This window comes from Saccharothrix sp. HUAS TT1 (assembly GCF_040744945.1).
GTDB lineage: Bacteria > Actinomycetota > Actinomycetes > Mycobacteriales > Pseudonocardiaceae > Actinosynnema.
Genome location: NZ_CP160453.1, coordinates 2,376,701 through 2,399,775, shown reverse-complemented (window position 1 = coordinate 2,399,775; position 23,075 = coordinate 2,376,701). Strand labels below are relative to the sequence as shown.

Genomic DNA, 23,075 nt, shown 5'->3' with positions numbered 1-23,075 from the left:
CGAGGCGCAGGACGACGCGGATCCACGGGATCGCGACACGGAAAGGAGACGTCGGCCACTTTCGTGCGCGAATGCCCCTCCTACCGGGTGACACGCAACCTGTCCGAGGTCACGCGCTGTCCTACCCTTCAGGAGTGCGCGCACTTCTGGTGGTCAACCCGCAGGCAACGGCAACCACGCCTGCCGGTCGGGACGTGCTCGCGCACGCACTGGCCAGCGACGTGAAGCTCGACGTCGTCGAGACGGACTACCGCGGCCACGCGGCGAACGCCGCCGCGCAGGCCGTCGTGGACGGGTACGACCTGGTCGTGGCCCACGGCGGCGACGGCACGGTCAACGAGGTGGTCAACGGCGTGCTGCGCGGCGGCGCGCAGCCCGGCCTGCCGATGCTGGGCGTGGTGCCCGGCGGGTCCGCGAACGTGTTCGCGGGAGCCCTCGGCCTGCCCCGCGACCCGGTCGAGGCCACCTACCGCCTGCTGCAGGCGATCGAGCACGGCACCAGCCGCCGGGTCAGCCTCGGGCACGTCGCCGCCACCGGCGCGGGCCTGGACCACGACCGCTGGTTCACCTTCAACGCGGGCGTCGGCTGGGACGCCGACGTGGTCGAGGGCGTCGAGCAGCAGCGCGCCAGGGGCCGCCAAGCCTCGCCGACCCTCTACGCGCGCACGGCGCTGACCAGCTACTTCACCCAGCGCAAGCAGCCACCGGCGCTCACCGTGCAGATCCCGGACGAACCGCAGTTCGAGGACGTGCGGCTGGCGTTCATCTCGAACACCGACCCGTGGACCTACCTCGGCGACAAGGCGATCCGGTTGAACCCGAGCACGTCGTTCGACGGCGGATTGGGCCTGTTCGCGCTGCACGGGATGGGATTGCCGACAGTTCTTCGCTATGTCGCGCATCTCTTGGCCACGGATGGGAACCCCAAAGGGGGGAACCTGCTCCGGCGCGACGACGTCGAGTACGTCCGGGTGACGAGCCCGCAACCCGTCAACCTCCAGGTCGACGGAGACCTGCTCGGCGCGTGCACCGAAGTGGAGTTCACCGGAGTGCGAGGGGCGCTCACGGTCGCTGTGTGATCGGTGCGTGACCGGCTCGGTACCGATCCGCGATGTTGTGACCTGCTGTGATGCCAGAGCGTGAAACGGCGGATGAACTCAGTCGATCTTTCGGGTGAGTTCACTCACCGGGTTGGTGCTAAACCCTTGACATCCCCGCCGTTCGTGAAAGCATTCACAAGCACCCCAAAACCGACCGCTGACGAGTGGCGCGCCTTCACGCGCGCCTAGCTGAGGAGTAGTTCCAATGGACTGGCGCCACCGCGCGATCTGCCGCGACGAGGACCCCGAGCTGTTCTTCCCCGTGGGGAACAGCGGTCCTGCGCTCCTGCAGATCGCCGAGGCGAAGACCGTCTGCCGCCGCTGCCCCGTCGTCTCCGACTGCCTCGCGTGGGCGCTCGAGAGCGGCCAGGACGCCGGCGTGTGGGGCGGGATGAGCGAAGACGAGCGTCGCGCCCTCAAGCGCCGCAACGCCCGCACCCGGGCCCGCAGCAACGCCTGAGTGCCACACCGCGAGCACACGAAAGGCCCGACACCGTGCCAGGTGTCGGGCCTTTCGCTTGTGTTGCACACCCTCCCGCATGACCACGTGACCCCGCTGAGGCAGGTCGTCACGTGTGCACGGGAGCAGTCTAACGCCGCGCCCGGAGCGGTACGCGCAGGACCGCCTCTGTACCGCCTCGGGGCCGCCTCCGCAAGCTCAACGAGCCCCTGAGTTCGGACTCCACCAGCGTCCTGACGATCTGCAGGCCGAGCCGGTCGGTGCGCTCCAGCGAGAAGCCCTGCGGCAGGCCGCGGCCGTCGTCCGAGATCACCACGTCCAGCCACTTCGCCGAGCGCTCGGCGTGCACCACGACCTCGCCGCGCTGGCCCGCCGCGTACGCGTGCTCGAACGCGTTCTGCACGAGTTCGGTCAGCACCATCACCAGCGGCGTCGCCAGCTCCGCCTGCACGATCCCGAACGGCCCCTCGCGGCGCACCACCACCTGCGACTCGGTGGCGGCCACGTCCGACATCATCGGGATGACCTTGTCCACCACGTCGTCCAGGTCGACCCGCTCGTCCACCGACATGGACAGCGTCTCGTGCACCAGCGCGATCGACGTGACCCGGCGCACCGACTCGGCCAGCGCCTCGCGCGCCTCCTCGCTGCTGGTCCGCCTGCTCTGCAGGCGCAGCAGCGCGGCCACGGTCTGGAGGTTGTTCTTCACCCGGTGGTGGATCTCGCGGATCGTCGCGTCCTTCGACATCAGGGCGCGGTCGCGGCGGCGGACCTCGGTCACGTCCCGGCACAGCACCAGCGCGCCCGCCGCGCTGCCCCTCGGCCGCAGCGGCAGCGCGCGGAACAGCACCGCGGCGCCCCGGCGCGACTCGGCCTCGATGCGCATGCCCGGCTGGCCGTCCAGGGCCGCCCGGATGCGCTGCGCGACCTCGGTGGCGTCGAACGGGTCGCCGATCAGGGACCTGGTCAGCGGGGCCAGGTGCACCCCGACCAGGTCGGACGCGTGCCCCATGCGGTGGTAGGCGCTCAGCGCGTTGGGGCTCGCGAACACCACCGCGCCCGAGGCGTCCAGCCGGATCAGGCCGTCACCGACGCGCGGGCTGGTGTGCACGTCCGGCGACGGCTCGGTGGTCGGGAACGTCCCGTCCGAGATCATCTGGCACAGGTCGGCCGCGCTGCCCAGGTAGGAGATCTCCAGCGGGCTCGGCACCCGCGGCACGGCCAGGTTGGTGTTGCGGCTGAGCACCGCGATGACCTCGGCGTCCCGCTTCACCGGGATCGCCTCGCGCCGGACCGGCACGCCCAGGTGCCAGCGCGGGTCCTCCTCGCGGCAGATCCGGGCCTCGGCCATCGCCCGGCGCAGCTGGGGGTGCTCCTCGACGTCGACCGTGCTGCCGACGACGTCCTCGGGGTGCGCCGTCGGCGCGGTCGTCGGCCGGGCCTGGGCGACGCACAGGAACGTGGTGTCGTCCAGCGGCACCCACATCAGGAAGTCGGCGAAGCTGAGGTCCGACAGCAGCTGCCACTCGGCCACCACCAGCTGCAGGTGGTCGACGGCGCCGCCGGAGAACTTGGTGTGCTCCGCCAGGAGGTCGGTGAGCGTGGACAGCTACTCCACCACCGCGATGAGGTCGCCCTCCTGGACCACGTCACCGGTGGACACGGCGATGCGGGTGATCCTGCCCGCGCCCTCGGGCAGGACCGGGATCTCCATCTTCATGCTCTCCAGCACCACGACGGTGGTCTCGTGCGTGACCTCGTCGCCCTCCTTGACGGCGATCTGGGCCACGTTCGCCACGATCTCGGCCCGGATTTCCTCGGCCATGGTCCTCCCTCGGTCCGGGGTTCATCCAACCACGATCGGGGCAGGTGCGGTGGCCGGTCGAGCGCGTGACACACTGTCGTGAGGTAGTTCGAGCACTAGGAGAACCCCATGTCGAAGCGTGCCCGCAAGCGCCGCGACCGCAAGAAGGGCGGCGCCAACCACGGGAAGCGCCCCAACGCCTGACCGAGCGTCACGGTGCGCGAAGGCCCCGGGGCAACCGCCCCGGGGCCTTCGCCTTCCCGTCGTCAGCTACCGGACGTCTCGGTCGTGCGGATGTCGACCTCGACCGTCAGCGTCGCCTCGTCGCTCACCTCGTAGAGCCGGGCGCGCACCCGCCGCCGCAGCTCCTCCGGCGCGAGCTCGCCGCCGCACTTGCGCGCCAGCAGCGCCTTCAGGTGCTCCTCGATGCCGTACTGCTCGAGGCACGGGTGGCACTCCTCCAAGTGGGTCTGGAGGAGGTTCTGGCGCTTCTCGTCGCACTCGTGGTCGAGGAAGAGGTAGACCTCGGCCAGCACCTCGGAGCAGTCCGTCTCGTGCGGTTCGCCGCAGCTCATCAGCCCGCCACCTCCTGGTGACCGTCGCGGATGATGCCGCGCTCGCGGGCGGTGTCCGCCAGCTGGTCGCGAAGCTGCCTGCGGCCCCGGTGCAACCGGGACATCACGGTGCCGATGGGGGTGCCCATGATGTCTGCGATCTCCTTGTAGGCGAAGCCCTCCACGTCCGCGAGGTAGACCGCGATCCGGAACTCCTCGGGCAGTCGCTGCAAGGCTTCCTTGACGTCTGAGTCCGGCAGCCGGTCCATCGCCTCGACCTCGGCCGACCGCAGCCCGGTCGACGTGTGGCTCTCCGCCTGGGCCAGCTGCCAGTCGGTGATCTCGTCCGTCGGCTGCTGGATCGGCTGGCGCTGCTTCTTGCGGTAGCCGTTGATGTAGGTGTTGGTGAGGATGCGGTACAGCCAGGCCTTGAGGTTCGTGCCCTGGGAGAAGGACGCGAAAGCCGCGTACGCCTTCAGGTAGGTCTCCTGGACCAGGTCCTCGGCGTCGGCGGGGTTGCGGGTCATCCGCAGGGCCGCCGAGTACAACTGGTCGAGCATCGGCATCGCGTCGCGCTCGAACCTGGCTGCGCGCTCGGCCGTCGTCTCGTCAGTCGGCGTGTCCTGCGTTCGCGTGGCTGGCACCGCGCTCCCTTCCCACCGGCTGGTCAGCGCGGTGGCCGGTACTGTCTGGGACGCAGTCGAGGATACGCGGCGGTCGCCTGGACGGCAGTGAGCCGAGCCACGCGGCGGGCGAGCTCTGACCTGCCTGCCGACCTGCTGATCCATCACCTCGGTAGCCACGTTGGCACCAACGCGACGGCCCCGCCGGGCATTCCCTGCGTTATCGTGCGCGATCATGGCCGGACGTGGGACGCCCGCCACCGCGTTGCTGGACAAGCAGAAGGTGGCCTACGCGCTGCACGCGTACGAGCACGACCCCCGCCACGACTCGTACGGGTTGGAGGCGGCCGAGGCGTTGGGAATCCCACCCGAACGGGTGTTCAAGACGCTGGTCGCGGACGTGGACGGCAGGCTGGCCGTCGGCGTGGTCCCGGTCACCGGGCAGCTGGACCTGAAGGCGCTGGCCGCCGCCGTCGGCGGGAAGAAGGCGAAGATGGCCGACGTGGCGGCGGCCGAGCGGGCCACCGGGTACGTGGCGGGAGGCATCTCGCCGCTGGGGCAGAAGAAGCGGCTGCCGGTCGCGCTGGACGCCTCGGCCGAGGGCTTCGCGACCGTCTACTGCTCGGCCGGGCGGCGCGGGCTGGAGGTCGAGATCGCGCCGGCCGACCTGGTCCGGCTGACCCAGGCGGTGGTCGCGCCGATCTCGGCCTGACCGGAACCCCGGCCCCGGCCTGACCTGACCGCCGATCCCGGGCCCGGTCGGACCGCCGGGTTCCGGCCCGCTCAGACCGCCGGACCGGGCCTGACCTGACCGCCGGTCCCGGGCCTGGTCGGACTCCGGACCGGGCCCGGTCGGACCGCCGGTTCCGGCGTGGTCAGACCTCCAGCGGTCGCAGCACGCGGTCCAGCCACTCGCCGACGGCCCGGCCGACCGCGGCCACGTCCGCCTTCAGGTTGTGGTCGCCGGGCAGCAGCACGACCTCCCGGTGGTGCGCCGACTCCGGCCGGCCGAACGGGTCGTTCTCGCCCTGCACGACCAGGGTGGCGACCTCGACGCCGGCCAGCTCCGCCGTCCGCGACTTCTCCGGCTTGCCCGGCGGGTGCACCGGGAACGCCAGGCACAGCACCGCCACCGCCTGGCCCTCCACCGACGTCCGGCACGCCACCCGCGCGCCGGACGACCGGCCGCCGAACACCAGCGGCACGTCGTCGAACCAGCTCGTGCCCAGCTCGTCGGCCACCGCGAGCCACGCCGCGTCCAGCTGCTTGGCGGGCGCGGGCGCGCGGCGGCCCGCCACCCGGTACGGCTGCTCGACCAGCGCCACGTGCACGCCGACGCCCACCGCCGCCCGAGCGGCCGCGACCAGGTCCGGTGCGGTGATCCCGCCGCCGGCGCCGTGCCCGAGCAGCAGCGCGGCCCGCCCCTCCGGCGCGCAGTGCAGCTCGGCCCGCGCGGGTCCGTGGGGCGTGTCGACCAGCCGGGACGTCATGTCAGCTCGAACAAGGTGGGCTCCGGTTTCTCGGACTCCCCCAGCGCGACCGCGTCCATCAGCGACGGGTCGTTGTTCTTGATGCTGTTGACCTTCATCGACACCGGCCGCAGCTCCAGCGCGTTCACCAGGTCGAGGTCGGGCGCCAGCAGGTCCTTCGGGTCGGCGTCGTCCGGGTCGAGCCAGGCCGCCCAGCGGTCCCGCGGCAGCACCAGCGGCATCCGGTGGTGCACCGAGGCCATCTCGCCGATCGCGTCGGTGGTGAGCACCGCGCAGGTGATGACCGGCTTGCGCTCGTCGCCCTCCTGCTGCCACCACACCGACCAGATGCCGGCCAGGGCGAGGCTGGAGCCGTCGCCGGGGTTGATGAAGTACGGCTGCTTGCGGCCCTCGCCGGGCTGCCACTCGTACCAGCCCGCGGCCGGGACGATGCACCGGCGCTTGGCTGCCGAGTCGCGGTAGGCGGGCTTCTCCAGCACGCTCTCCGCCCGCGCGTTGATCATCTTCGCGGCGCCGGACAGGTCCTTCGCCCAGTGCGGCACCAGGCCCCAGCGCATCGTCCGGACGCTGCGCTCGGTGGTGTCCGGGTCGGGGTTGCCCTCGTCGTCGCGCGGGTGCCGCTCCACGACGGCGAGCACCTGCTTGGTCGGCGCGACGTTGTAGTCCGGGCCGGGCGCGCCGCCCTCGGTGCCGTCGACCGCGTCGAACTCCGCCGCGAGCAGCGCGGGGTTCTTGGTGGACGCGTACCTGCCGCACACACCGATCACCTCTCCAGGGTCACCCTCGGGCACGCCATCGTCGCACGTGGGAAAGCCCGGTGCGAGCTGTCGACCACCCGATGCGGAATCATCAGGCCATGACTCAGCAGTGGTCCGCTCCCACCGCCGACGGCCCGGTCCACGCGACGGTACCCGTCCCCGGCTCCAAGTCGATCACCAACCGGGCACTGGTGCTGGCCGCGCTGGCCGACCGCCCGTCCACCCTGCACGCGCCGCTGCGCAGCCGCGACACCACCCTGATGGTCGCCGCGCTGCGGTCGCTCGGCGTCGACGTGGCCGACGGGCCGGACGGGTCGTGGCTGGTCACGCCCGGCGCGCTGCGGGGGCCGGCGCAGGTCGACTGCGGGCTCGCGGGCACCGTGATGCGGTTCCTGCCGCCCGCCGCGGCGCTCGCGGTCGGCGACGTGACGTTCGACGGCGACCCGCACGCGCGCAACCGGCCGATGGCCACGATCCTGGACGCGCTGCGCGGCCTCGGCGCCGACCTGGAGGGCGACGCGCTGCCGTTCACGCTGCACGGCAAGGGCGGCGTGCCCGGCGGCGAGGTCACCATCGACGCGTCGGCGTCGTCCCAGTTCGTGTCCGGGCTGCTGCTGTCGGGCGCGCGGTTCGAGAGCGGCGTGACCGTGCGGCACTCGGGCAAGCCGGTGCCGTCGCTGCCGCACATCGAGATGACGCTGGCCATGCTGCGCGAGGCCGGTGTCGCGGTGGACGGCTCGACGCCGGACGTGTGGCGGGTCGAGCCGGGCGCCATCACCGGTCAGGACCGGCACGTGGAGCCGGACCTGTCCAACGCGACGCCGTTCCTGGCGGCGGCGGCCGTCACCGGTGGCGAGGTGACCATCCCGGGCTGGCCCTCGCGGACCACCCAGCCGGGCGGCGCGGTGCGCGGGCTGTTCGAGCGGATGGGGTGCGCGGTGGAGCTGACCGAAGCGGGTCTGGTGCTGCGCGGCCCGGACCGGCTGACCGGGGTCGACGTCGACCTGCGGGACGAGAGCGAGCTGACGCCGACGGTCGCGGCGCTGGCGGCCCTGGCCGACGGCCCGACCCGCATCCGCGGCGTCGCGCACATCCGCGGCCACGAGACGGACCGGATCACCGCGCTCGCCACCGAGATCAACCGGCTGGGCGGCGCGGCGGAGGAGACCGAGGACGGCCTGGTCATCACGCCGCGGCCGTTGCGCGGCGAGGTGTGGCGCGCCTACGCCGACCACCGGATGGCCACCGCGGGCGCGATCATCGGCCTGGTGGTCGCAGGCGTGTCGGTCGACGACATCGGGTCGACGTCCAAGACGATCCCGGACTTCCCGGGGATGTGGGCGTCGATGCTGGGTGCGCGCTGACGTGGCCCGCGGCGACTGGCGGAAGCTGGACGAGTCGGACGTGCGGGTGCGGCCGGGCAAGGGGACCCGGCCGCGCAGCAAGCGCCGTCCCGAGCACGCGGACGCGGTGCCCGCCATGGTCGTCGGGGTGGACCGCGGGCGGTGGACGTGCGCGGTGGGCGACGACCCGGAGCGGTTGGTCGTCGCCATGCGGGCGCGGGAGCTCGGCCGCACGCCGGTCGTCGTCGGCGACCAGGTGGGCCTGGTCGGCGACACCTCCGGGCAGGCGGACACGCTGGCCCGGATCGTGCGGGTCGAGGAGCGGCGCAGCGTGCTGCGGCGGACGGCCGACGACACCGACCCGTTCGAGCGGGTGGTGGTGGCCAACGCCGAGCAGCTGGTGATCGTGTCGGCGCTGGCCGACCCGCAGCCGCGCCGCGGGTTCATCGACCGCTGCCTGGTGGCGGCGTGGGCGGGCGGCCTGGAGCCGCTGCTGTGCCTGACCAAGTCGGACCTGGCGTCGCCGGACGAGCTGCTGGCCGCGTACGCCGAGCTGGACCTGCCGGTGGTGGTGACGCGGTCCGACCAGGACCCGGCCGAGCTGCGCGCGCGGCTGGCGGACCGGCTGTCGGCGCTGATCGGGCACTCGGGCGTCGGCAAGTCGACGCTGGTGAACAAGCTGGTGCCGGACGCGCACCGGGCGGTGGGCGTGGTGAGCGGCGTGGGCAAGGGGCGGCACACGTCCACCCAGACCGTCGCCCTGCCGCTGCCCGAGGGCGGGTGGGCGGTCGACACGCCGGGCATCCGGTCGTTCGGCCTGGCGCACATCACGCCGGACGACATCGTCGGCGCGTTCCCGGACATGAAGGCGATGGCCGAGGAGTGCCCGTCCGGCTGCGGCCACCTGGGCGAGCCGGACGACCCCGACTGCATGCTGGACGAGCTGGTCCGCACCGGCGAGGCGTCCCCGGGCCGCCTCGCCTCCCTGCGCCGCCTCCTCGCCTCCCGCGCCAAGCTGGAGGAGTACGACTGACCCCCGGACCGCGCGTGTCCTACGTTCGCGACCACCGTGTCCTACGTTCAGGACCCCTGAGTTCAACGCTCAGGAGCACGACCGGGGCTCGGGTGGCGGCGTGCACCGGCCGTGGCGCGCGGTAGTACGGTGCGCAGCCGTGGCGAAGGTGACTGGGATCGGCGGCGTGTTCCTGCGCGCCCGCAACCCCGAGCGCATGGCCGAGTGGTACCGCCGGCACCTCGGGGTGCCGATGAGCCCCGGCGGCGCGATCACGTTCCACTGGCTGGAGTCGGAGACGACGACCTTCGCGCTGTTCGCCGACGACACCGACTACTTCGGCGAACCCGGTCAGCGGGCCATGCTGAACCTGCGGGTGGACGACCTGCCGGCGCTGCTGGCCGAGCTGCGCGGGCAGGGCGTCGAGGTGCTGCCGCAGACCGAGGACTCGGAGTTCGGCCGGTTCGGCTGGTGCGTCGACCCCGAGGGCAACCGCATCGAGCTCTGGCAGCCCGCCCCCGGCATGTAGCTACATCAGCTCCAGCAGGAACGGCAGCTCCTGCGGCGCGTACCAGGCCAGCTCGTGGTCCTCCGCACCGCCCAGCGCGAACTCCGCGTCCGGGTCGCCCAGGTCGGCCGCGTCGATCACGTCCGCCGCCGCGCGCACGTCGTCCTCGGCCTCCAGCGTGTCCAGGTGGATCGCGGCGACCAGCCGCAGCGGCACCGGGCCGGACAGCTTCACCACCGAGAAGTCCAGGTCCGGCCGCAGCTTCACGTCCGGCACGTCCGCCGACACCACCGCCCGCCGCGGCACGGCCTTCTCGTCGCCCGCGATCAACCGCAGCGAGCCGCGGGCGGCGTCGAGCATGGCCGAGTACTCCAGCTCCTCCGTGTCGCCGGTCGCGTAGGACTCGCGCAACGCGGGCGTCAGGGCGAACCCCGTCCCGCCCACCGCGACGAACTCGCCGTGCTCCACCAGGTCGCGCAACATCGCGACGGTCGCCGGGAGGTACACCCTCATGCGGACACCGTTCCCATCAGTTCCTCCACCGACTCCTCGACCATCGCCGCCAGCACGTCCACATCGGACATCGCGTCGCGGTCGGCGTTCAGGCCGAAGTACACACCACCGTCATAGGACGTCACACCGATCGACAGCGCCTGGTTCTTCGCCAGCGGCACGACCGGGAACATCTCGATCATCCTCGCCCCCGCCGCGTACAGCGGCACCTGGGGCCCCGGCACGTTCGTCACCACGACGTTGAACAGCCGCCGCGAGAACGACGACGCGGCCCGCGCGCCCAGCGCGTGCAGCGTCGGCGGCGCGAACCCGGAGAACCTGACCAGCGTCTGCGCCGCCACCGACTGCCCGGACTCCTGGTGCGCGCGCATCGCGTGCGACACGTGGTGCAGCCGCACGACCGGGTTCGGCTCCCCCACCGGCAGGTCGACCAGGTACGCCGACACCCGCGCCTCGTCGTCGCGCACCGACATGGGCGCCATCGCCCGGATCGTGGTGCCCGCCGTGACGATCTCGCCGCGCGAGAGCAGCCAGTTCCGCAGCGCGCCGGACAGCACCGCGAGCACGACGTCGTTCACCGTGCCGCCGTGCGCCCGCCGGACCTCGCGCAGCACGTCCAACCGGGTGCGCCCCACCGCGAACCGCCGCTGCGGCGAGATCCGCACGTTCAGCGGGCTGCCGGGCGCGGGCGTCGCGGCGGTCCGCACCGCCGACGCCAGCCCGCCGAACACCCCGGCGACCTTGCGCACCGTCGCCACCGTGTCCGCGGTCGCCGAGCGGACGTTCTCCACCAGCTCGCCGGGCCGCTGCACGGTCTCCGCCACCGCGTCGGCCACCAGCTGCAACCCGCTCGGCGCGGGCGACGGCATCCACAGCGACTCGACCGGCGGCCGGGGCGTGGCGGAGGCGTCCAGCATCACCTGCCCGATCTCCGGCGCGCCGATGCCGTCCACCATCGCCTGGTGCGTCTTGGTGATGACCGCGGTCCGGTTCCGGGCCAGCCCCTCGACCAGGTAGACCTCCCACAGCGGCCGGGTCTGGTCCAGCGGGCGGGACATCAGCCGCGCCACCAGGTCGTGCAGCTGCCGGTCGCTGCCCGGCTTCGGCAACGCCGACCGCCGCACGTGGTAGGTGACGTCGAAGTCCGCGTCGTCCACCCACACCGGCCGGGCCAGCCGACCCGGCACGTGCACGACCTTCTGCCGGTACCGGGGCACCAGCGACAGCCGCTGCTCGATCAGGTCGACCAGGCGGTCGTAGTCGAAGCCCGTGCGCGGTCGTCGGAACACCGCCACCCCACCGACGTGCATCGGCGTCGTGGAGTCCTCCAGGTACAGGAACGAGGCGTCCAGCGCGGACAGGCGGTCGGGCATGCGGTCCAGGCTAGTCGCTGCAGTCGCGCACCAGCCGCCGCACGGCGCTGACCTCGGCCTCGTCCCGCTCGTGCCGGGCCAGCCTGATCGCCGCCGCGGCCGGCATGGCCCGCCTGGCCTCCACCCGGACCGACACGTCGACCGAGGACAGGAACCCGCGCACCAGCCGGGAGCGGGCGAGCCGCTTGAACGGCCGCAGCGGCGCCACCGCGATCGCCAGCCAGCTCAGCGCGACGTCGACCTTCCGGTCGCCCTTGCTCGCGCTGCCCCAGTCGACCACCACCGCGCCCTCCGGGCCCATCACCACGTTGCCGGGGTGCAGGTCGAGGTGCAGCAGGCCGCCGTCGCCGCTGAGGAACGGCGGCGCGGGCACGGCGTCCAGCCTGCGGTGCAGGTCGGCCAGCTCGCGGCCGAGCCCACCTGCCCGCCACGGCTTGGCGTCCAACTCCTGCGACATGCGCGGGCCGGGGACGTACTCCATGACCAGGTCGGAGCCCGAGGCGTCGGCCACCCGGGGCACCGGCACGCCGTGCCGGCGCAGGTAGCGCATCAGCTCGGCCTCGGGCGCCAGGTCGCGACCCGTGCGGCTGCGCTTGACCAGCAGACCGTCGGGACGCAGGTAGACGTCCGCCTCCCGGCCGCTGGCCAGCAGGCGGTGCGCCTCGTCGCGCGTTGCCATGTGACGATCATCATGGTTGACAGCTCGAAAGCAAGCCCCAAACGGGTAGAGGACACTTGCTCCGTGGATGTGTCACCCAAGGACAAGTTCGTCACCGTGTACGGCCGCAAGCCCGTGCTGGAAGCGCTGGACGACCCGCGGCTGGAGGTCGACAAGGTCGTGCTCGCCGACACGGCGCGCGGCCAGGCCGCCCGGGAGATCCTGGACGCGGCCGGCCGCCGGGGCGTCCCGGTCCAGCGGGCGACGGCGCAGCGGGTCAAGGTGCTGGCCGGGAACGGCAAGCAGGACCAGGGCGTGCTGGCCGACGTCGTCGCGCCGCGCATGCGACCGCTCTCGGCCGCGTTGCCGGACCGGCCGCGGGTCGTGCTGGTGCTCGACGGGATCACCACGCCGGCCAACGTCGGGATGATCCTGCGCACCGCCACGGCGGCCGGGGTGGACGGGATCGTGGTGCCGCGGCGCGGGGTCGCGTCGATCGACCCGATGGTGGTCAAGGCTTCGGCGGGGGTGGCGTTCCGGGCGCCGGTGCTGCGGTGCGCGACGGCCGGGGAGGCGGTGGCGGAGCTGCGCGCCGCCGGGTACCCGGTGTTCGCGCTGGACGCCGGCGCGCGGGAGTCGGTGTACTCGGCCGACCTGCCGAAGCGGGCGGCGTTCGTGCTGGGCAGCGAGACGGCGGGGGTCTCGGACGACGTGCGGGCGCAGGTGACCGGCTGGCTGTCGATCCCGATGGCGGGCGGGGTGGAGTCGCTGAACGTGGCGAGCGCGGCGGCCGTGCTGTGCTTCGAGGTGGTCCGCAGGGGGTTGGCCTGACGCCGAGCCCCGATGCCGAGCCCTGACGCTGTGAACCGACCGCCGTGAGAGGCGCAGCGCGGGCGCCGGAGGGCCGCTCCGGCGCCCGCGCTGCCCAACCGGCTGATCGGTGGCTCACCACAGCCGTCCGACGTGGTACCCGCCGGACCGTCCCGACCAGCCCTCGACGTCCCGCACCCGCGCCCCTCGTACGGCACCGGGTGCGGAACCGGGGTGCTCACGCGCTGTTCCGCTCATGCACTGTGTACCGGCGCGCTGGGATGACCGGCAATTCACCGGCCAGGTGGCAGCGCGGTGGCCGATCGTCACCGGCTAACCCCGGAGGGGGACTTCCAGCAGGGTTTCCAGTTCCTCGAGGGTGGACAGCACGGACTGGTGGTGCACGCCGACCATCCCGGCCGCCGCGGCTCCCCGGACGTTGACCGCGAGGTCGTCCACGAAGACGCACTCGCCCGCGGGCAGGCCGAGCCGTTCGGCGACGAGCAGGTAGATCCGCCGGTCCGGCTTGGCCAGGCCGACCTCGCCGGACGTGATCACGACGTCGAACAGCCCCTCCCACCCCGCCGGCGGGCGCCACAGGAAGTCGGCGTTGGAGAGCATCGCGGTGCGGATGCCCCGGTCGCGCGCCTTCCGGGTGACCGCGAGCAGGGGTGGCTCGGTGGCGGCGTGGTCGTCGCCCAGGTCCGTCAGGACACCACCGAAGTCCAGGACCAGTCCCCGCACCGTGCCTCCATCGGGTGATCTTGGTACGAACCGGCGTCGTCCGCCCTCGGTTCAGCATGCCACCTCGACTGCGCGCGCTGCCGTCCTCGGCGACCGACTCCGCCACGTCACCTCCGGGCACGCCCGGCGGCCCGCCACCGCTGGACGCCCGCCGCTTCCTGTTCCCGCTGCTGGAAGCCCTCAACGGCCGCCGCCCGCCGAAGCAGCTGTCGACCGCCTTCGCGCCGCACGCCGTGACCACCGTGACCCGGGCCGCGGAACCGGCCCGGACGCGCCTCGGCCGCTACCGGCTGTGCCACGTGACACCGGACGCGGCCGAGCTGGCGGGAACCCTGCACATGCCGACGAAGGTCCGCGCGTTCGCCGCCCGGGTGGAGCGCCGGGGGTCGCGCTGGCACTGCACCGAGTTCCACCTGCTCCCCTGACCCGCCCGCCGCCGGGTGCGACGAGAGCGGGGCCCCGGTCCGGGGCCCCGCTCTCGTCGTGCGGCGTGTGACGGGGTGGTGCTACTGGCGGGGACCCTTGCGCTGGTCCTTGGCCTGGGCGCGGGCGGCGGCGCGGCGCTCCTTGCGGGTGCCGCCCGCCTGCTGACCGCCCTGCTGGGCCTGGTTGCCCGAGGTCTCCGCGTCACCGCTCTCCGACGGGCCGGAGTAGGTCAGGCCCCGCTGGGCCTGGCCGTCCAGGCCCTTGCCGCGCAGGGCGGGCGGGATGGCGCTGCCGCTCTGCAGCTGGGCCAGCGCCGGACCGGCGGGCGCCTGGTTGGCCGCCGCCGCCTCCGGCTGGGCGGCAGCGGCGGCCGCGGCGCGGGCGCGGGCCCGGCTGCCGGTGAGCGGGCCGCCGTTGGCGATGGAGACCTGGACCGGCGGCTCGGCGGCGGGCTCGGGCTCGGCGGCCTCGACCTGGAGGTTGTACAGGAAGCCGACCGTCTCCTCCTTCAGCGCCTCCAACATGCCGTTGAACATGTCGAAGCCCTCCCGCTGGTACTCGATCAGCGGGTCGCGCTGGGCCATCGCCCGCAGGCCGATGCCCTCCTTGAGGTAGTCCATCTCGTACAGGTGCTCGCGCCACTTGCGGTCGAGGACGGAGAGCAGGACGCGGCGCTCCAGCTCGCGCATGGCGCCCGGGCCGACCCGGCCGTCGATGTCCGCCTCACGGGCCTCGTACGCGGCCAGGGCGTCGGCCTGCAGCTTCGCCTTCAGCGACTCGCGGGTGACGTCGTCGTCCTCTTCGAGGACCTTCTTCGGGTCGAGCGTGATCGGGTACAGCGTCTTGAGCGCCGTCCACAGCTGGTCGAGGTCCCAGTCCTCGGCGTAGCCGTCGGAGGTCGCGCCGTCGACGTAGTCGCCGACCACGCTGGTGATCATGTGCTCGACCTGGTCGCGCAGGTCCTCGCCGTCCAGCACGCGGCGGCGCTCGGCGTAGATCACCTTGCGCTGCTCGTTCATGACCTCGTCGTACTTGAGGACGTTCTTGCGGATCTCGAAGTTCTGCTGCTCGACCTGCGTCTGCGCGCTGCGGATGGCCCTGGTGACCATCTTGTGCTCGATCGGCACGTCGTCCGGCACCTTCAGCCGGGTCATGACGGTCTCGACCATCGCCGCGTTGAAGCGGCGCATCAGCTCGTCCTTCAGCGACAGGTAGAACCGCGACTCGCCCGGGTCGCCCTGCCGGCCGGAACGACCGCGCAGCTGGTTGTCGATCCGCCGCGACTCGTGCCGCTCGGTGCCCAGCACGTACAGGCCGCCGGCGTCGCGGACCTCCTCCGCCTCCGACTTGACCTCGGCGGTGATCTCCTCGATCAGCTTCGCCCAGGCGGCCTCGTACTCCTCCGGGTTCTCCACCGGGTCGAGGCCGCGCTCGCGCAGCTCGTGGTCGGTGATGATGTCCGGGTTGCCGCCCAGCACGATGTCCGTGCCGCGGCCCGCCATGTTGGTGGCGACCGTGACGGCGCCCTTGCGGCCGGCCTTCGCGATGATCAGCGCCTCGCGCTCGTGGTGCTTGGCGTTGAGGACCTCGTGCGGGATGCCCTTCTGCACGAGCAGCTTCGACAGGTACTCCGAGCGCTCGACGCTCGTCGTGCCGACCAGCACCGGCTGGCCCTTGTGGTGCCGCTCGGCGATGTCCTCGGCGACGGCCTCGAACTTGGCCTCCTCGGTCTTGTAGACGAGGTCGGCCTGGTCGGCGCGCTGCATCGGGCGGTTCGTCGGGATCGGCACCACGCCGAGCTTGTAGGTCTGGTGGAACTCGGCCGCCTCGGTCTCGGCGGTGCCGGTCATGCCGCCGAGCTTCTGGTACAGCCGGAAGTAGTTCTGGAGGGTGATCGTGGCGAGGGTCTGGTTCTCCGCCTTGATCTCGACGCCCTCCTTCGCCTCGATCGCCTGGTGCATGCCCTCGTTGTAGCGCCGACCCGCCAGCACGCGGCCGGTGAACTCGTCGACGATCATGACCTCGCCGTTGCGGACGATGTAGTCCTTGTCCTTGGCGAACAGCTCCTTGGCCTTGATCGAGTTCTGGAAGTAGCCGACCAGCGGGGTGTTGGTCGAGTCGTACAGGTTGTCGATGCCGAGCTGGTCCTCGACGTACTGCACGCCCGCCTCGGTGACGCCGATCGTGCGCTTGCGCTCGTCCACCTCGTAGTGGGTGTCGCGGCGCATCTTCGTGGCCAGCCGCGCGAACTCGACGTACCAGCGCGACGACTGGTCGGCCGGGCCGGAGATGATCAGCGGCGTGCGGGCCTCGTCGATGAGGATCGAGTCGACCTCGTCCACCAGGGCGAAGAAGTGGCCGCGCTGGACCATCTCCTCACGGCTCCAGGCCATGTTGTCGCGCAGGTAGTCGAAGCCGAACTCGTTGTTCGTGCCGTAGGTGATGTCGGCGTTGTAGGCGACGCGGCGCTGCTCGGGCGTCATCTCCGACAGGATCGCGCCGACCGTGAGGCCGAGGAAGCGGTGGATGCGCCCCATCCACTCCGCGTCCCGCTTGGCCAGGTAGTCGTTGGTCGTGATGACGTGCACGCCCTCGCCCGCGATCGCGTTCAGGTACGTGGGCAGCACGGAAGTCAGCGTCTTGCCCTCACCGGTGCGCATCTCGGCGATCTGCCCGAGGTGCAGCGCCGCGCCGCCCATCAGCTGGACGTCGAACGGTCGCTGGCCGAGGGTGCGCTTGGCGCCCTCGCGGACGACCGCGAACGCCTCCGGCAACAGCTCGTCCAGGGACTCGCCGTCGGCGTAGCGCTTGCGGAACTCCTCGGTCTTCGCGCGCAGCTCCGCATCGGAGAGGTCGACGACGTCGTCTTCGAGGTTGTTGATGTGCGCTGCGATGTTGCGCAGGCGCTTGAGCATCTTGCCCTCGCCGGCGCGGAGCAGTCGGGACAGCACCATCTGGGTCGACCTCATTACCTCATCGCGACGCGCCCGGGGGACGGGCGCCTTCCACAGGGGCTCGCCACGGCCATGGCGAGCCTTCACCACCCGCCATCGTAGGCAAGTCGTGAAGGTGTGTGCACAGACACAGGTAGGAACCGGTGCGGAACCCCACGCGACCGCCCCCCGGAGCACCCCCGCGCACCACTGCCAAGATCACGTTCCGTGGTGGTGGCCGCCCCGTCGCCACCCGGTTGGAGCAAGGCGGCGGGACGCTCCGGCGCCGCCCCGGGAGATCGGCGAATTCACCGGATTTCGAAGACCGTCCAAGCCGTGCCGCGGCGGGTTCGGCGACGGTGATTTCCACGCGGGAACACCAAGACCATTCGTGACTCGTTTTCCGACGATCACGTTTCGACCGGCGGGCGCCCGTCCCGGGAACTCCTCCCCCACGCCCCGACCCCCGGCGCGCAAGGCGCCGGGGGCCGCGAGGGTCGAGTGAGGGGACAGTGTCCAGGTGGCGGTCCAGGTGGCGCTCAGGCCAACCTGATCACGCCGTAGTCGAACCCCTTCCGGCGGTAGACGACGCTCGGCCGGCCGTTGTCGGCATCGGCGAACAGGTAGAAGTCGTGGCCGACCAGTTCCATCTCGTAGAGGGCCTGGTCGACGGTCATCGGCTTGGCCGTGTGCTCTTTCTCGCGCACGATCCGGCCGGGCAGGTTGTCCTCGATGCCGTCTTCCCAGCGCTGCGCGGGCACTTCCGCCATGCCCTCGCGGTCGGGTTCCGGCGCGGCTTCCAGCACGGCGGTGTGACCGAGCCACATGCCCTGCGCCTGGCCGCCGTCGTTGTCGGAGCGGACGGGGATCGCCTCCCCGAGTCCGCTGGTCGCCTCGGCGACCGATGTCGGTCCTCGTCGCCCGTGGTGCACGCGCCTGCGGTCGTGGGACCGGCGCAAACGGCTCTCGAGCTTGCTCACCGCGGAGTCCAGGGCGGCGTAGAAGTCGCCCGCGCACGCTTCGGAGCGGACCACCGGGCCGCGTCCCTTTCCGGTGATCTCGACGCGCTGGCAGTTCTTGGACTGCCGGCGGTTCGGCTCGTGGAAGAGCTCCACGTCGAAGCGGATGACCTTGCGGTCGTAACGCTCAAGCCTGGCCAGCTTTTCGGCGACGTGAACCCTGTAGTGCTCGGGCACCTCGACGTTGCGGCCCTTAACGACGATGTCCATACACACTCCCTCGCTTTGCTGCGAGCAATGGCTTTGGATCGCTCGGGCGCCGGTTCGCGATCATCTTTCGCGACTCGTCGCTGAGGGTTGCCCTCAGGGACTCATCGGCGCCAGGGTCATGGGCTGTTCGCCTCCTCCCCGCGGGCCGGGAACGCTGATAGCGGTGCACGCTAGCCCGGTATTCGCCGCTGCGACAGCCCCCGGGGCGGGGTAACTCCAAGATTTTGTTTTTGTGACGCACAGCGACGAAAACCCGGCGCTCGGCACGCGCCGAACCGACGCGCTGGAGCACCACGCTGACAGTCGCTCACCCGAACGGTCCAACTCGACACGCGCACTCGTCAGCGGAGCGGTTACGTCGAACGGCCTCGGCAAGGGCGTCATATCCGGCCAACGGGCGAGCGTCGCGGGAGGTTCCCGGTCAGGTTCACCCGTGTGGGTGGGTCGGGTGTGCGGTTGTCAGCGTGAGAACGGCGGGTACCCGGAACCCGGCCGCTTTCAACACCGAAACGCAGGCGCGTGCCGTCGATCCCGTCGTCACCACGTCGTCCAGCAGGACGACCGGGGTTTTCGGCGGCGGCAGCCGTTCCGGGACGAGCCGGACGCGACCGGCCAGGTTCGCCCTCCTGGACGCCGCGTCGAGCCCGACGGAATCGCGAACACCTTTCGCAAAAGTCAGCGCGGGCAGCACCGGAATGCCGGACGAGCGTGCCATTCCCAGGACGTGGGAACCGCCGCGGGCTCGGGCGGCCGACGCCCGGGACGGCACGGGCACCAGCCACGGGTCGGGGCCCACGCCGGGCAGCCGGGGCACAGCGGCGGCCACCAGCGCGCCGAACACGGCCGCCAGCTCGCGCCGGCCGCGCTCCTTGAAGGCGAGCACCAGCTCACGCGCCGCGCCCGCGTACGCCGCCAGCGCGAACACCGGCGGCCCGGCGCCGGGCACGCGCCGGGGAGGGCCGAACAGGGCCAGGCAGCGGGCGCAGACGCGCACGCCCCAGGCGCCGCAGCCGGGACAGCGGGGCGGGAACAGCAGGTTGATCAGCACGGTTGCGACCATGCCGGCGGCCCCCGACAGGAACGGGGCCCTGCGCGAGGTGCGCGGAGTTCTCGATCGGGTGAAGATGGACCGGTGGACCCCCGCGACGCAGCCACCGCCCGCAGAGCAGCGGCAACACCGGCCGCAGCGGTGAGACCGGCGACCAGACCGGTGGTGCCCAGGTCCGCAGCACCCGTCAGAGCAGCGGCGGCACCCGCCAGAGCGGCGGCGGAAGCCGGTCAGCCCGGGTAGAACGCCTGGGTGCCCGCGTCGACCTTCGTGGTCGACGCGCGCCACACGTCACCGACGTCGCCCGCGCTCCACAACCCGCTCTGGTCCACCGCCAGCACGTTCCGACCGGGCGCCGCGGTCACCGACGCCACCGGCACGGTCAGGTTCGACGTGTTGTACCGCTCGACCCGCACCCCGTCGATGTTCACCTTCGCGATCGGCCACGCGCTCAACGACGTGCTCACCACCAGCACGTCCTGCGCCAGCCAGTCCAGCGCCAGCGCGCTGCTGCCCAGCTGCGACGGCTGCAGGTGGCGCGGCGACCGCAGCGACACCGCCGAGTCCTGACCCCGCACCACGGCCGCCACCACGAGCTTCCCGCCGACCACGGCGGCCACCCTCGTCCCGTCGCGGGACAGCCGCAGCTCGGTGATGCCGCCCAGCTCGGTCAGCTCGGAGGCGTTGACGGCGTTCGCCGACCACCCGCTGTCGGTCTTCATCACCCGCACCACGTTGGTGCCGTCGGCCACCGTCCACACCTCGGTGCCCGGCTCGCCCTGCCGCCCGCTGAGCAGCCACGTCGGCCTGGTCATGCTGCTCGCCGACAGGTCGACCTGCGCCAACTGCTCCTGGACCGGCCCGACCCGCAGCTTCACCGAGTTCCCGACCCGGCCGACCACGGCCAGCCGGCTGCCGTCCATCGACTGCGCCGCCGTCACCGCCTGGTAGTCGCCCGCGCCCGCGGGCCCCGGCACCGGGTTGCCGTCGACCTGCTTGATCCGGCCGTCGCCGACCAGCAGCCCGGTCAGCTCCGCGCCGGGCGTGGTCAGCGCCTCGCCGGTCTGCACGTCGGCGGGCCGCCACTCGTACTGCTCGGCGCTGATCGGCTGGCCCTCGACCAGCAGTCGGATCCGGCTGCTGGTCACGCCCGCCAGCGACCGCACCACCTGCGCCACGATCTGCTTGCCGACCTGCGCGGTGATGTCGCCGACCTTCGTCAGGTCCACCTCCAGCGCGCCGTCGTTGGCCTCGGAGGTGTTCCGGCGCTGCGTGGCGCCGTTCGGGACGGCCGTGACCAGCGCGCCGCGCATCCCCACGGCCGGACCCTTGAGCAGCAGGCTCGTCACCCGGCTCGGGATCGACGTCGACGGCGCGATGACCACCCACCGCGGGTCGGGCACGAGCACGCTGAAGTCCGGGCTGTAGAAGAACAGCGTCACCCGCCGGTAGTTCTGCTGGAACCCGCCCAGCGGCACGTAGATGCCGTCCGGCGGGGCCGAGATGCGCCACTGGTCCTCGTCGTCGCGCTCGATCCCGATGGGGGTGTCCAGGGGCCCGATGAGCTGGATGAACGAGTTGTCCTCCAGCTGGAGCCGGCCGACGTTGCGACCTTGGAGCAGCACCGTGCGGTTCTTGTCGTCGGCCGCCACGCCCGGCGACGGCACGGTGTTGAACGTGGTGTCGATGATCGTCGGCGTGCCCTTGGTGTTCCACGCCTTCTTGGCGTTCTCGGTCAGGTACGCCTTGGCCGCCGCGTAGTCGCCCTCGGGGTTGGCCGACGCGTTGACGAACTCGCGGACCAGCGTCAGCGGGTCGATGTCCTTGACCGGCTTGGGCGCGGCGGCCTCGCTGGCGTTGCCCGCCGACGGGTTGACCGCGATCGGCGAGGTCTCGGTGGGGATCGCGGCGCAGCCCGCGAGCGCGAACAGGGCCAGGAGCGCCGCGAGCAGCCTCACCGGACCTCCTCCCGCTCGCCGGTGACCGGTTGCGCGGGCTGCCACGTGATCTCCTCCTCGGTCAGCTCGACCTCCTCCACCGCCTCGGGCTCGTCCGGCTCGGGCTCGACCACGGGTGGCAGGTCCGGCGGCTCCAGCGGCAGCGGGCTGGACGTCAGCTCGTGGCCGTGGTGGCACGGCAGGGTCATCCGGAACACCGCGCCGTGGCCGCGCTCGCCCCACGCCTCCAGCCAGCCGCCGTGCAGCCGCGCGTCCTCCAGGCTGATCGACAGGCCGAGGCCGGTGCCGCCGGTGCGGCGGTTGCGGGACGGGTCGGCCCGCCAGAACCGGTTGAACACCAGGTCCGCCTCGCCGGCGCGCAGGCCGACGCCGTGGTCGCGCACGGTCACCGCGACCGCCTCGCCGTCGCCGCGCAGCTTCAGCTCCACCGGCAGGCCCTCGCCGTGGTCGATGGCGTTGGCCAGCAGGTTGCGCAGGATGCGCTCGACCCGGCGGGAGTCCAGCTCGGCGGTGACCTCGTGGTCGGGCAGGTCCATCACGATCGTGGTGCCGCTGCTGTTGGCGATGGCCCGCACGGCGTCGTGGGCGCGCCTGGCCAGCACCCGGATGTCGACCAGCTCGGCGGCCAGCTCCTCGACGCCCGCGTCCAGCCTGCTGATCTCCAGCAGGTCGCCGAGCAGCGACTCGAACCGGTCCAGCTCGTCCACCAGCAGCTCGGTGGACCGGGCCAGGCCGCCGGGGAACTGCTCGCGCGAGGCGTGCAGCACGTCCGCGGCCATCCGCACGGTGGTCAGCGGCGTGCGCAGCTCGTGCGACACGTCGGAGGTGAACCGGCGCTGCAGCTGGCCGAACTCCTCCAGCTGGTGGATCTGCCGCTGGATGCTCGCGGCCATCTCGTTGTAGGACTCGGCCAGCCGCGCCACGTCGTCCTCGCCGACCACCGGCATCCGCTGGTCGAGGCTGCCCTCGGCGAACCGCTCGGCGATTTCGGCGGCCTGCCGCACCGGGCGCACCACCTGCCGGGTGACCAGGTTCGCGATGAGCGCGAGCAGCACGAGCAGCACCACGCCGCCGACGACCAGGGTGCTCTGCACGACGTCGGCCGTGGCCTGCTCGCTGGTCAGCGGGAACAGCAGGTACAGGTGCATGGCGCGGGCGGAGCTGTTCACCGGCTTGCCGACGACCAGCAGCGTGGTCGGCCCCGTCTCCCGGTCGACGGTGGTGATCTGGTAGCCGGTGCTGCCCCGTTCGAGCATCTTGAACAGGCCGTCCGGCACGTCCTCGTACTGGCCGACGGCGACCGGCAGGCCGTCCGAGCCGGAGCCGAAGGGGTCGCGGAGCACGGGCTCGAACGCGCCCGCGCCGGAGCTCGTGGGGTCGAGGTCCGCGCCGGAGCTGTTGATCTTGTTCAGCGCGGTGGTGAACCGGGCCTTGACGCTGTCCGGGCCGGGGTTGAGCCCCGCGAGGTCGGGCTGGATGGCCGCCGCGCTCGCCTCGGCCTGCCGCAGCGCCGCCTCGATCTTGGTCTCCAGCAGCTGGCCGGTGATCTGCACCTGGAGCACCATGCCCAGCACGAACACCACGGCGGACGACAGCGCCAGCGTGCTGACGACCACCCGCAGCTGCAGCGAACGCCGCCACAGCTCGCCGAACGAGACCGCCTGGCGACGCGCGCGCTCGACCACGCGGCGCGCCTCGCGCACCACGCGGTCGAGCACACGACGGGTCATC

The 23,075-nt window shown here is 72.3% G+C and carries 23 protein-coding genes; 8 read left to right on the top strand and 15 right to left on the bottom strand.

The genetic code is table 11. From position 1 onward, the window contains the following. The first annotated feature begins 134 nt into the window (after window positions 1–134). Window positions 135–1,079 (top strand): diacylglycerol kinase family protein, encoded by a 945-nt coding sequence (locus tag AB0F89_RS11755; RefSeq protein ID WP_367135395.1) that lies wholly within the window; start codon window positions 135–137, stop codon window positions 1,077–1,079. 226 nt (window positions 1,080–1,305) lie between these two features. Then, on the top strand, window positions 1,306–1,560 hold the full coding sequence (locus AB0F89_RS11750) for a WhiB family transcriptional regulator (RefSeq protein ID WP_015104912.1): 255 nt from the start codon (window positions 1,306–1,308) through the stop codon (window positions 1,558–1,560). Between the two features lie 130 nt (window positions 1,561–1,690). On the opposite strand, the gene AB0F89_RS11745 is transcribed toward AB0F89_RS11750, so the two are convergent. The 4 genes from AB0F89_RS11745 to AB0F89_RS11730 form a co-directional block, all read right to left on the bottom strand. Then, complete coding sequence (locus AB0F89_RS11745) at window positions 1,691–3,169, bottom strand: histidine kinase N-terminal domain-containing protein (protein ID WP_367138840.1); 1,479 nt, start codon at window positions 3,167–3,169, stop codon at window positions 1,691–1,693. Further along, window positions 3,170–3,385, bottom strand: a complete 216-nt coding sequence (locus AB0F89_RS11740; RefSeq protein WP_367135391.1) for a biotin/lipoyl-binding carrier protein — start codon at window positions 3,383–3,385, stop codon at window positions 3,170–3,172. A 245-nt stretch (window positions 3,386–3,630) separates the two neighbouring features. After that, window positions 3,631–3,939 (bottom strand): mycothiol system anti-sigma-R factor, encoded by a 309-nt coding sequence (gene rsrA / locus AB0F89_RS11735; protein WP_367135389.1) that lies wholly within the window; start codon window positions 3,937–3,939, stop codon window positions 3,631–3,633. Further along, a complete protein-coding gene (locus tag AB0F89_RS11730) occupies window positions 3,939–4,562 on the bottom strand; it encodes a sigma-70 family RNA polymerase sigma factor (protein ID WP_141980630.1) in 624 nt (207 codons plus the stop codon). The genes rsrA and AB0F89_RS11730 overlap by 1 nt, the downstream gene beginning before the upstream one ends. 214 nt (window positions 4,563–4,776) lie before the next feature. Here AB0F89_RS11730 and ybaK point away from each other — a divergent pair, with 214 nt between their 5' ends. Continuing rightward, on the top strand, window positions 4,777–5,253 hold the full coding sequence (ybaK, locus tag AB0F89_RS11725) for a Cys-tRNA(Pro) deacylase (protein WP_367135387.1): 477 nt from the start codon (window positions 4,777–4,779) through the stop codon (window positions 5,251–5,253). 163 nt (window positions 5,254–5,416) lie between these two features. Here the strand turns inward: ybaK and AB0F89_RS11720 are convergent, their stop codons facing one another. After that, window positions 5,417–6,031, bottom strand: a complete 615-nt coding sequence (locus AB0F89_RS11720; RefSeq protein WP_367135385.1) for an alpha/beta family hydrolase — start codon at window positions 6,029–6,031, stop codon at window positions 5,417–5,419. Next, window positions 6,028–6,789, bottom strand: a complete 762-nt coding sequence (locus tag AB0F89_RS11715) for an SOS response-associated peptidase (RefSeq protein ID WP_367138838.1) — start codon at window positions 6,787–6,789, stop codon at window positions 6,028–6,030. Before AB0F89_RS11715 ends, AB0F89_RS11720 begins: the two co-directional genes overlap by 4 nt. Before the next feature lie 98 nt (window positions 6,790–6,887). Between AB0F89_RS11715 and aroA the strand changes: the two genes are divergently transcribed. The 3 genes from aroA (at window position 6,888) to AB0F89_RS11700 (ending at window position 9,673) form a co-directional block, all read left to right on the top strand. Further along, window positions 6,888–8,153, top strand: coding sequence for a 3-phosphoshikimate 1-carboxyvinyltransferase (gene aroA / locus AB0F89_RS11710; RefSeq protein WP_367135383.1), 1,266 nt, complete (start codon window positions 6,888–6,890; stop codon window positions 8,151–8,153). 1 nt (window position 8,154) lies between these two features. After that, window positions 8,155–9,165 carry a ribosome small subunit-dependent GTPase A gene (rsgA, locus tag AB0F89_RS11705; RefSeq protein WP_367138836.1) on the top strand — a complete coding sequence of 337 codons (1,011 nt, stop codon included), beginning with the start codon at window positions 8,155–8,157 and terminating at the stop codon, window positions 9,163–9,165. Window positions 9,166–9,304: 139 nt separating this feature from the next. Then, window positions 9,305–9,673 carry a VOC family protein gene (locus tag AB0F89_RS11700; RefSeq protein WP_367135381.1) on the top strand — a complete coding sequence of 123 codons (369 nt, stop codon included), beginning with the start codon at window positions 9,305–9,307 and terminating at the stop codon, window positions 9,671–9,673. Here AB0F89_RS11700 and AB0F89_RS11695 read toward each other — a convergent pair whose 3' ends face one another. Genes AB0F89_RS11695 through AB0F89_RS11685 form a run of 3 tightly spaced genes read right to left on the bottom strand, consistent with a single transcriptional unit; the run spans window position 9,674 to window position 12,217 of the window. After that, window positions 9,674–10,165, bottom strand: a complete 492-nt coding sequence (locus AB0F89_RS11695) for a hypothetical protein (protein WP_367135379.1) — start codon at window positions 10,163–10,165, stop codon at window positions 9,674–9,676. Beyond that, on the bottom strand, window positions 10,162–11,538 hold the full coding sequence (locus AB0F89_RS11690) for a wax ester/triacylglycerol synthase family O-acyltransferase (RefSeq protein ID WP_367135377.1): 1,377 nt from the start codon (window positions 11,536–11,538) through the stop codon (window positions 10,162–10,164). Before AB0F89_RS11690 ends, AB0F89_RS11695 begins: the two co-directional genes overlap by 4 nt. 10 nt (window positions 11,539–11,548) lie before the next feature. Continuing rightward, window positions 11,549–12,217: a phosphotransferase gene (locus AB0F89_RS11685; RefSeq protein ID WP_367135375.1), complete on the bottom strand. Its 669-nt coding sequence runs from the start codon at window positions 12,215–12,217 to the stop codon at window positions 11,549–11,551. 12 nt (window positions 12,218–12,229) lie between these two features. On the opposite strand from AB0F89_RS11685, the gene AB0F89_RS11680 reads away from it, so the two are divergent. Then, complete coding sequence (locus AB0F89_RS11680) at window positions 12,230–13,027, top strand: TrmH family RNA methyltransferase (RefSeq protein WP_367135373.1); 798 nt, start codon at window positions 12,230–12,232, stop codon at window positions 13,025–13,027. A 312-nt stretch (window positions 13,028–13,339) separates the two neighbouring features. On the opposite strand, the gene AB0F89_RS11675 is transcribed toward AB0F89_RS11680, so the two are convergent. After that, entirely contained in the window at window positions 13,340–13,750 is a 411-nt protein-coding gene (locus tag AB0F89_RS11675; RefSeq protein WP_367135371.1) for an HAD-IA family hydrolase, read from the bottom strand. A gap of 56 nt (window positions 13,751–13,806) precedes the next feature. Here AB0F89_RS11675 and AB0F89_RS11670 point away from each other — a divergent pair, with 56 nt between their 5' ends. Continuing rightward, window positions 13,807–14,175 carry an Rv3235 family protein gene (locus AB0F89_RS11670; protein ID WP_367135369.1) on the top strand — a complete coding sequence of 123 codons (369 nt, stop codon included), beginning with the start codon at window positions 13,807–13,809 and terminating at the stop codon, window positions 14,173–14,175. Between the two features lie 81 nt (window positions 14,176–14,256). On the opposite strand, the gene secA is transcribed toward AB0F89_RS11670, so the two are convergent. From secA to mtrB, 5 genes are all read right to left on the bottom strand, one after another. Then, window positions 14,257–17,130: a preprotein translocase subunit SecA gene (secA, locus tag AB0F89_RS11665; RefSeq protein ID WP_367135367.1), complete on the bottom strand. Its 2,874-nt coding sequence runs from the start codon at window positions 17,128–17,130 to the stop codon at window positions 14,257–14,259. A gap of 518 nt (window positions 17,131–17,648) precedes the next feature. Further along, window positions 17,649–18,338 (bottom strand): ribosome-associated translation inhibitor RaiA, encoded by a 690-nt coding sequence (gene raiA, locus AB0F89_RS11660; protein WP_367135366.1) that lies wholly within the window; start codon window positions 18,336–18,338, stop codon window positions 17,649–17,651. A 427-nt stretch (window positions 18,339–18,765) separates the two neighbouring features. Next, window positions 18,766–19,386 (bottom strand): ComF family protein, encoded by a 621-nt coding sequence (locus AB0F89_RS11655; RefSeq protein ID WP_367135365.1) that lies wholly within the window; start codon window positions 19,384–19,386, stop codon window positions 18,766–18,768. Window positions 19,387–19,616: 230 nt separating this feature from the next. Beyond that, window positions 19,617–21,344: an LpqB family beta-propeller domain-containing protein gene (locus AB0F89_RS11650; protein ID WP_367135364.1), complete on the bottom strand. Its 1,728-nt coding sequence runs from the start codon at window positions 21,342–21,344 to the stop codon at window positions 19,617–19,619. Beyond that, entirely contained in the window at window positions 21,341–23,074 is a 1,734-nt protein-coding gene (gene mtrB, locus AB0F89_RS11645) for an MtrAB system histidine kinase MtrB (RefSeq protein WP_367135362.1), read from the bottom strand. The genes AB0F89_RS11650 and mtrB overlap by 4 nt, the downstream gene beginning before the upstream one ends. Window position 23,075 lies beyond the last annotated feature (1 nt).

Excerpts from the sequence above, each read along its gene's own strand:
- AB0F89_RS11750 (WP_015104912.1), top strand. The coding sequence starts at position 1,306 with ATGGACTGGCGCCACCGCGCGATCTGCCGCGACGAGGACCCCGAGCTG.
- AB0F89_RS11740 (WP_367135391.1), bottom strand. The coding sequence starts at position 3,385 with ATGGCCGAGGAAATCCGGGCCGAGATCGTGGCGAACGTGGCCCAGATC.
- rsrA (WP_367135389.1), bottom strand. The coding sequence starts at position 3,939 with ATGAGCTGCGGCGAACCGCACGAGACGGACTGCTCCGAGGTGCTGGCC.
- ybaK (WP_367135387.1), top strand. The coding sequence starts at position 4,777 with ATGGCCGGACGTGGGACGCCCGCCACCGCGTTGCTGGACAAGCAGAAG.
- AB0F89_RS11720 (WP_367135385.1), bottom strand. The coding sequence starts at position 6,031 with ATGACGTCCCGGCTGGTCGACACGCCCCACGGACCCGCGCGGGCCGAG.
- aroA (WP_367135383.1), top strand. The coding sequence starts at position 6,888 with ATGACTCAGCAGTGGTCCGCTCCCACCGCCGACGGCCCGGTCCACGCG.
- AB0F89_RS11695 (WP_367135379.1), bottom strand. The coding sequence starts at position 10,165 with ATGAGGGTGTACCTCCCGGCGACCGTCGCGATGTTGCGCGACCTGGTG.
- AB0F89_RS11690 (WP_367135377.1), bottom strand. The coding sequence starts at position 11,538 with ATGCCCGACCGCCTGTCCGCGCTGGACGCCTCGTTCCTGTACCTGGAG.
- AB0F89_RS11685 (WP_367135375.1), bottom strand. The coding sequence starts at position 12,217 with ATGGCAACGCGCGACGAGGCGCACCGCCTGCTGGCCAGCGGCCGGGAG.
- AB0F89_RS11680 (WP_367135373.1), top strand. The coding sequence starts at position 12,230 with ATGGTTGACAGCTCGAAAGCAAGCCCCAAACGGGTAGAGGACACTTGC.
- AB0F89_RS11670 (WP_367135369.1), top strand. The coding sequence starts at position 13,807 with ATGCCACCTCGACTGCGCGCGCTGCCGTCCTCGGCGACCGACTCCGCC.
- secA (WP_367135367.1), bottom strand. The coding sequence starts at position 17,130 with ATGGTGCTGTCCCGACTGCTCCGCGCCGGCGAGGGCAAGATGCTCAAG.
- raiA (WP_367135366.1), bottom strand. The coding sequence starts at position 18,338 with ATGGACATCGTCGTTAAGGGCCGCAACGTCGAGGTGCCCGAGCACTAC.
- mtrB (WP_367135362.1), bottom strand. The coding sequence starts at position 23,074 with ATGACCCGTCGTGTGCTCGACCGCGTGGTGCGCGAGGCGCGCCGCGTG.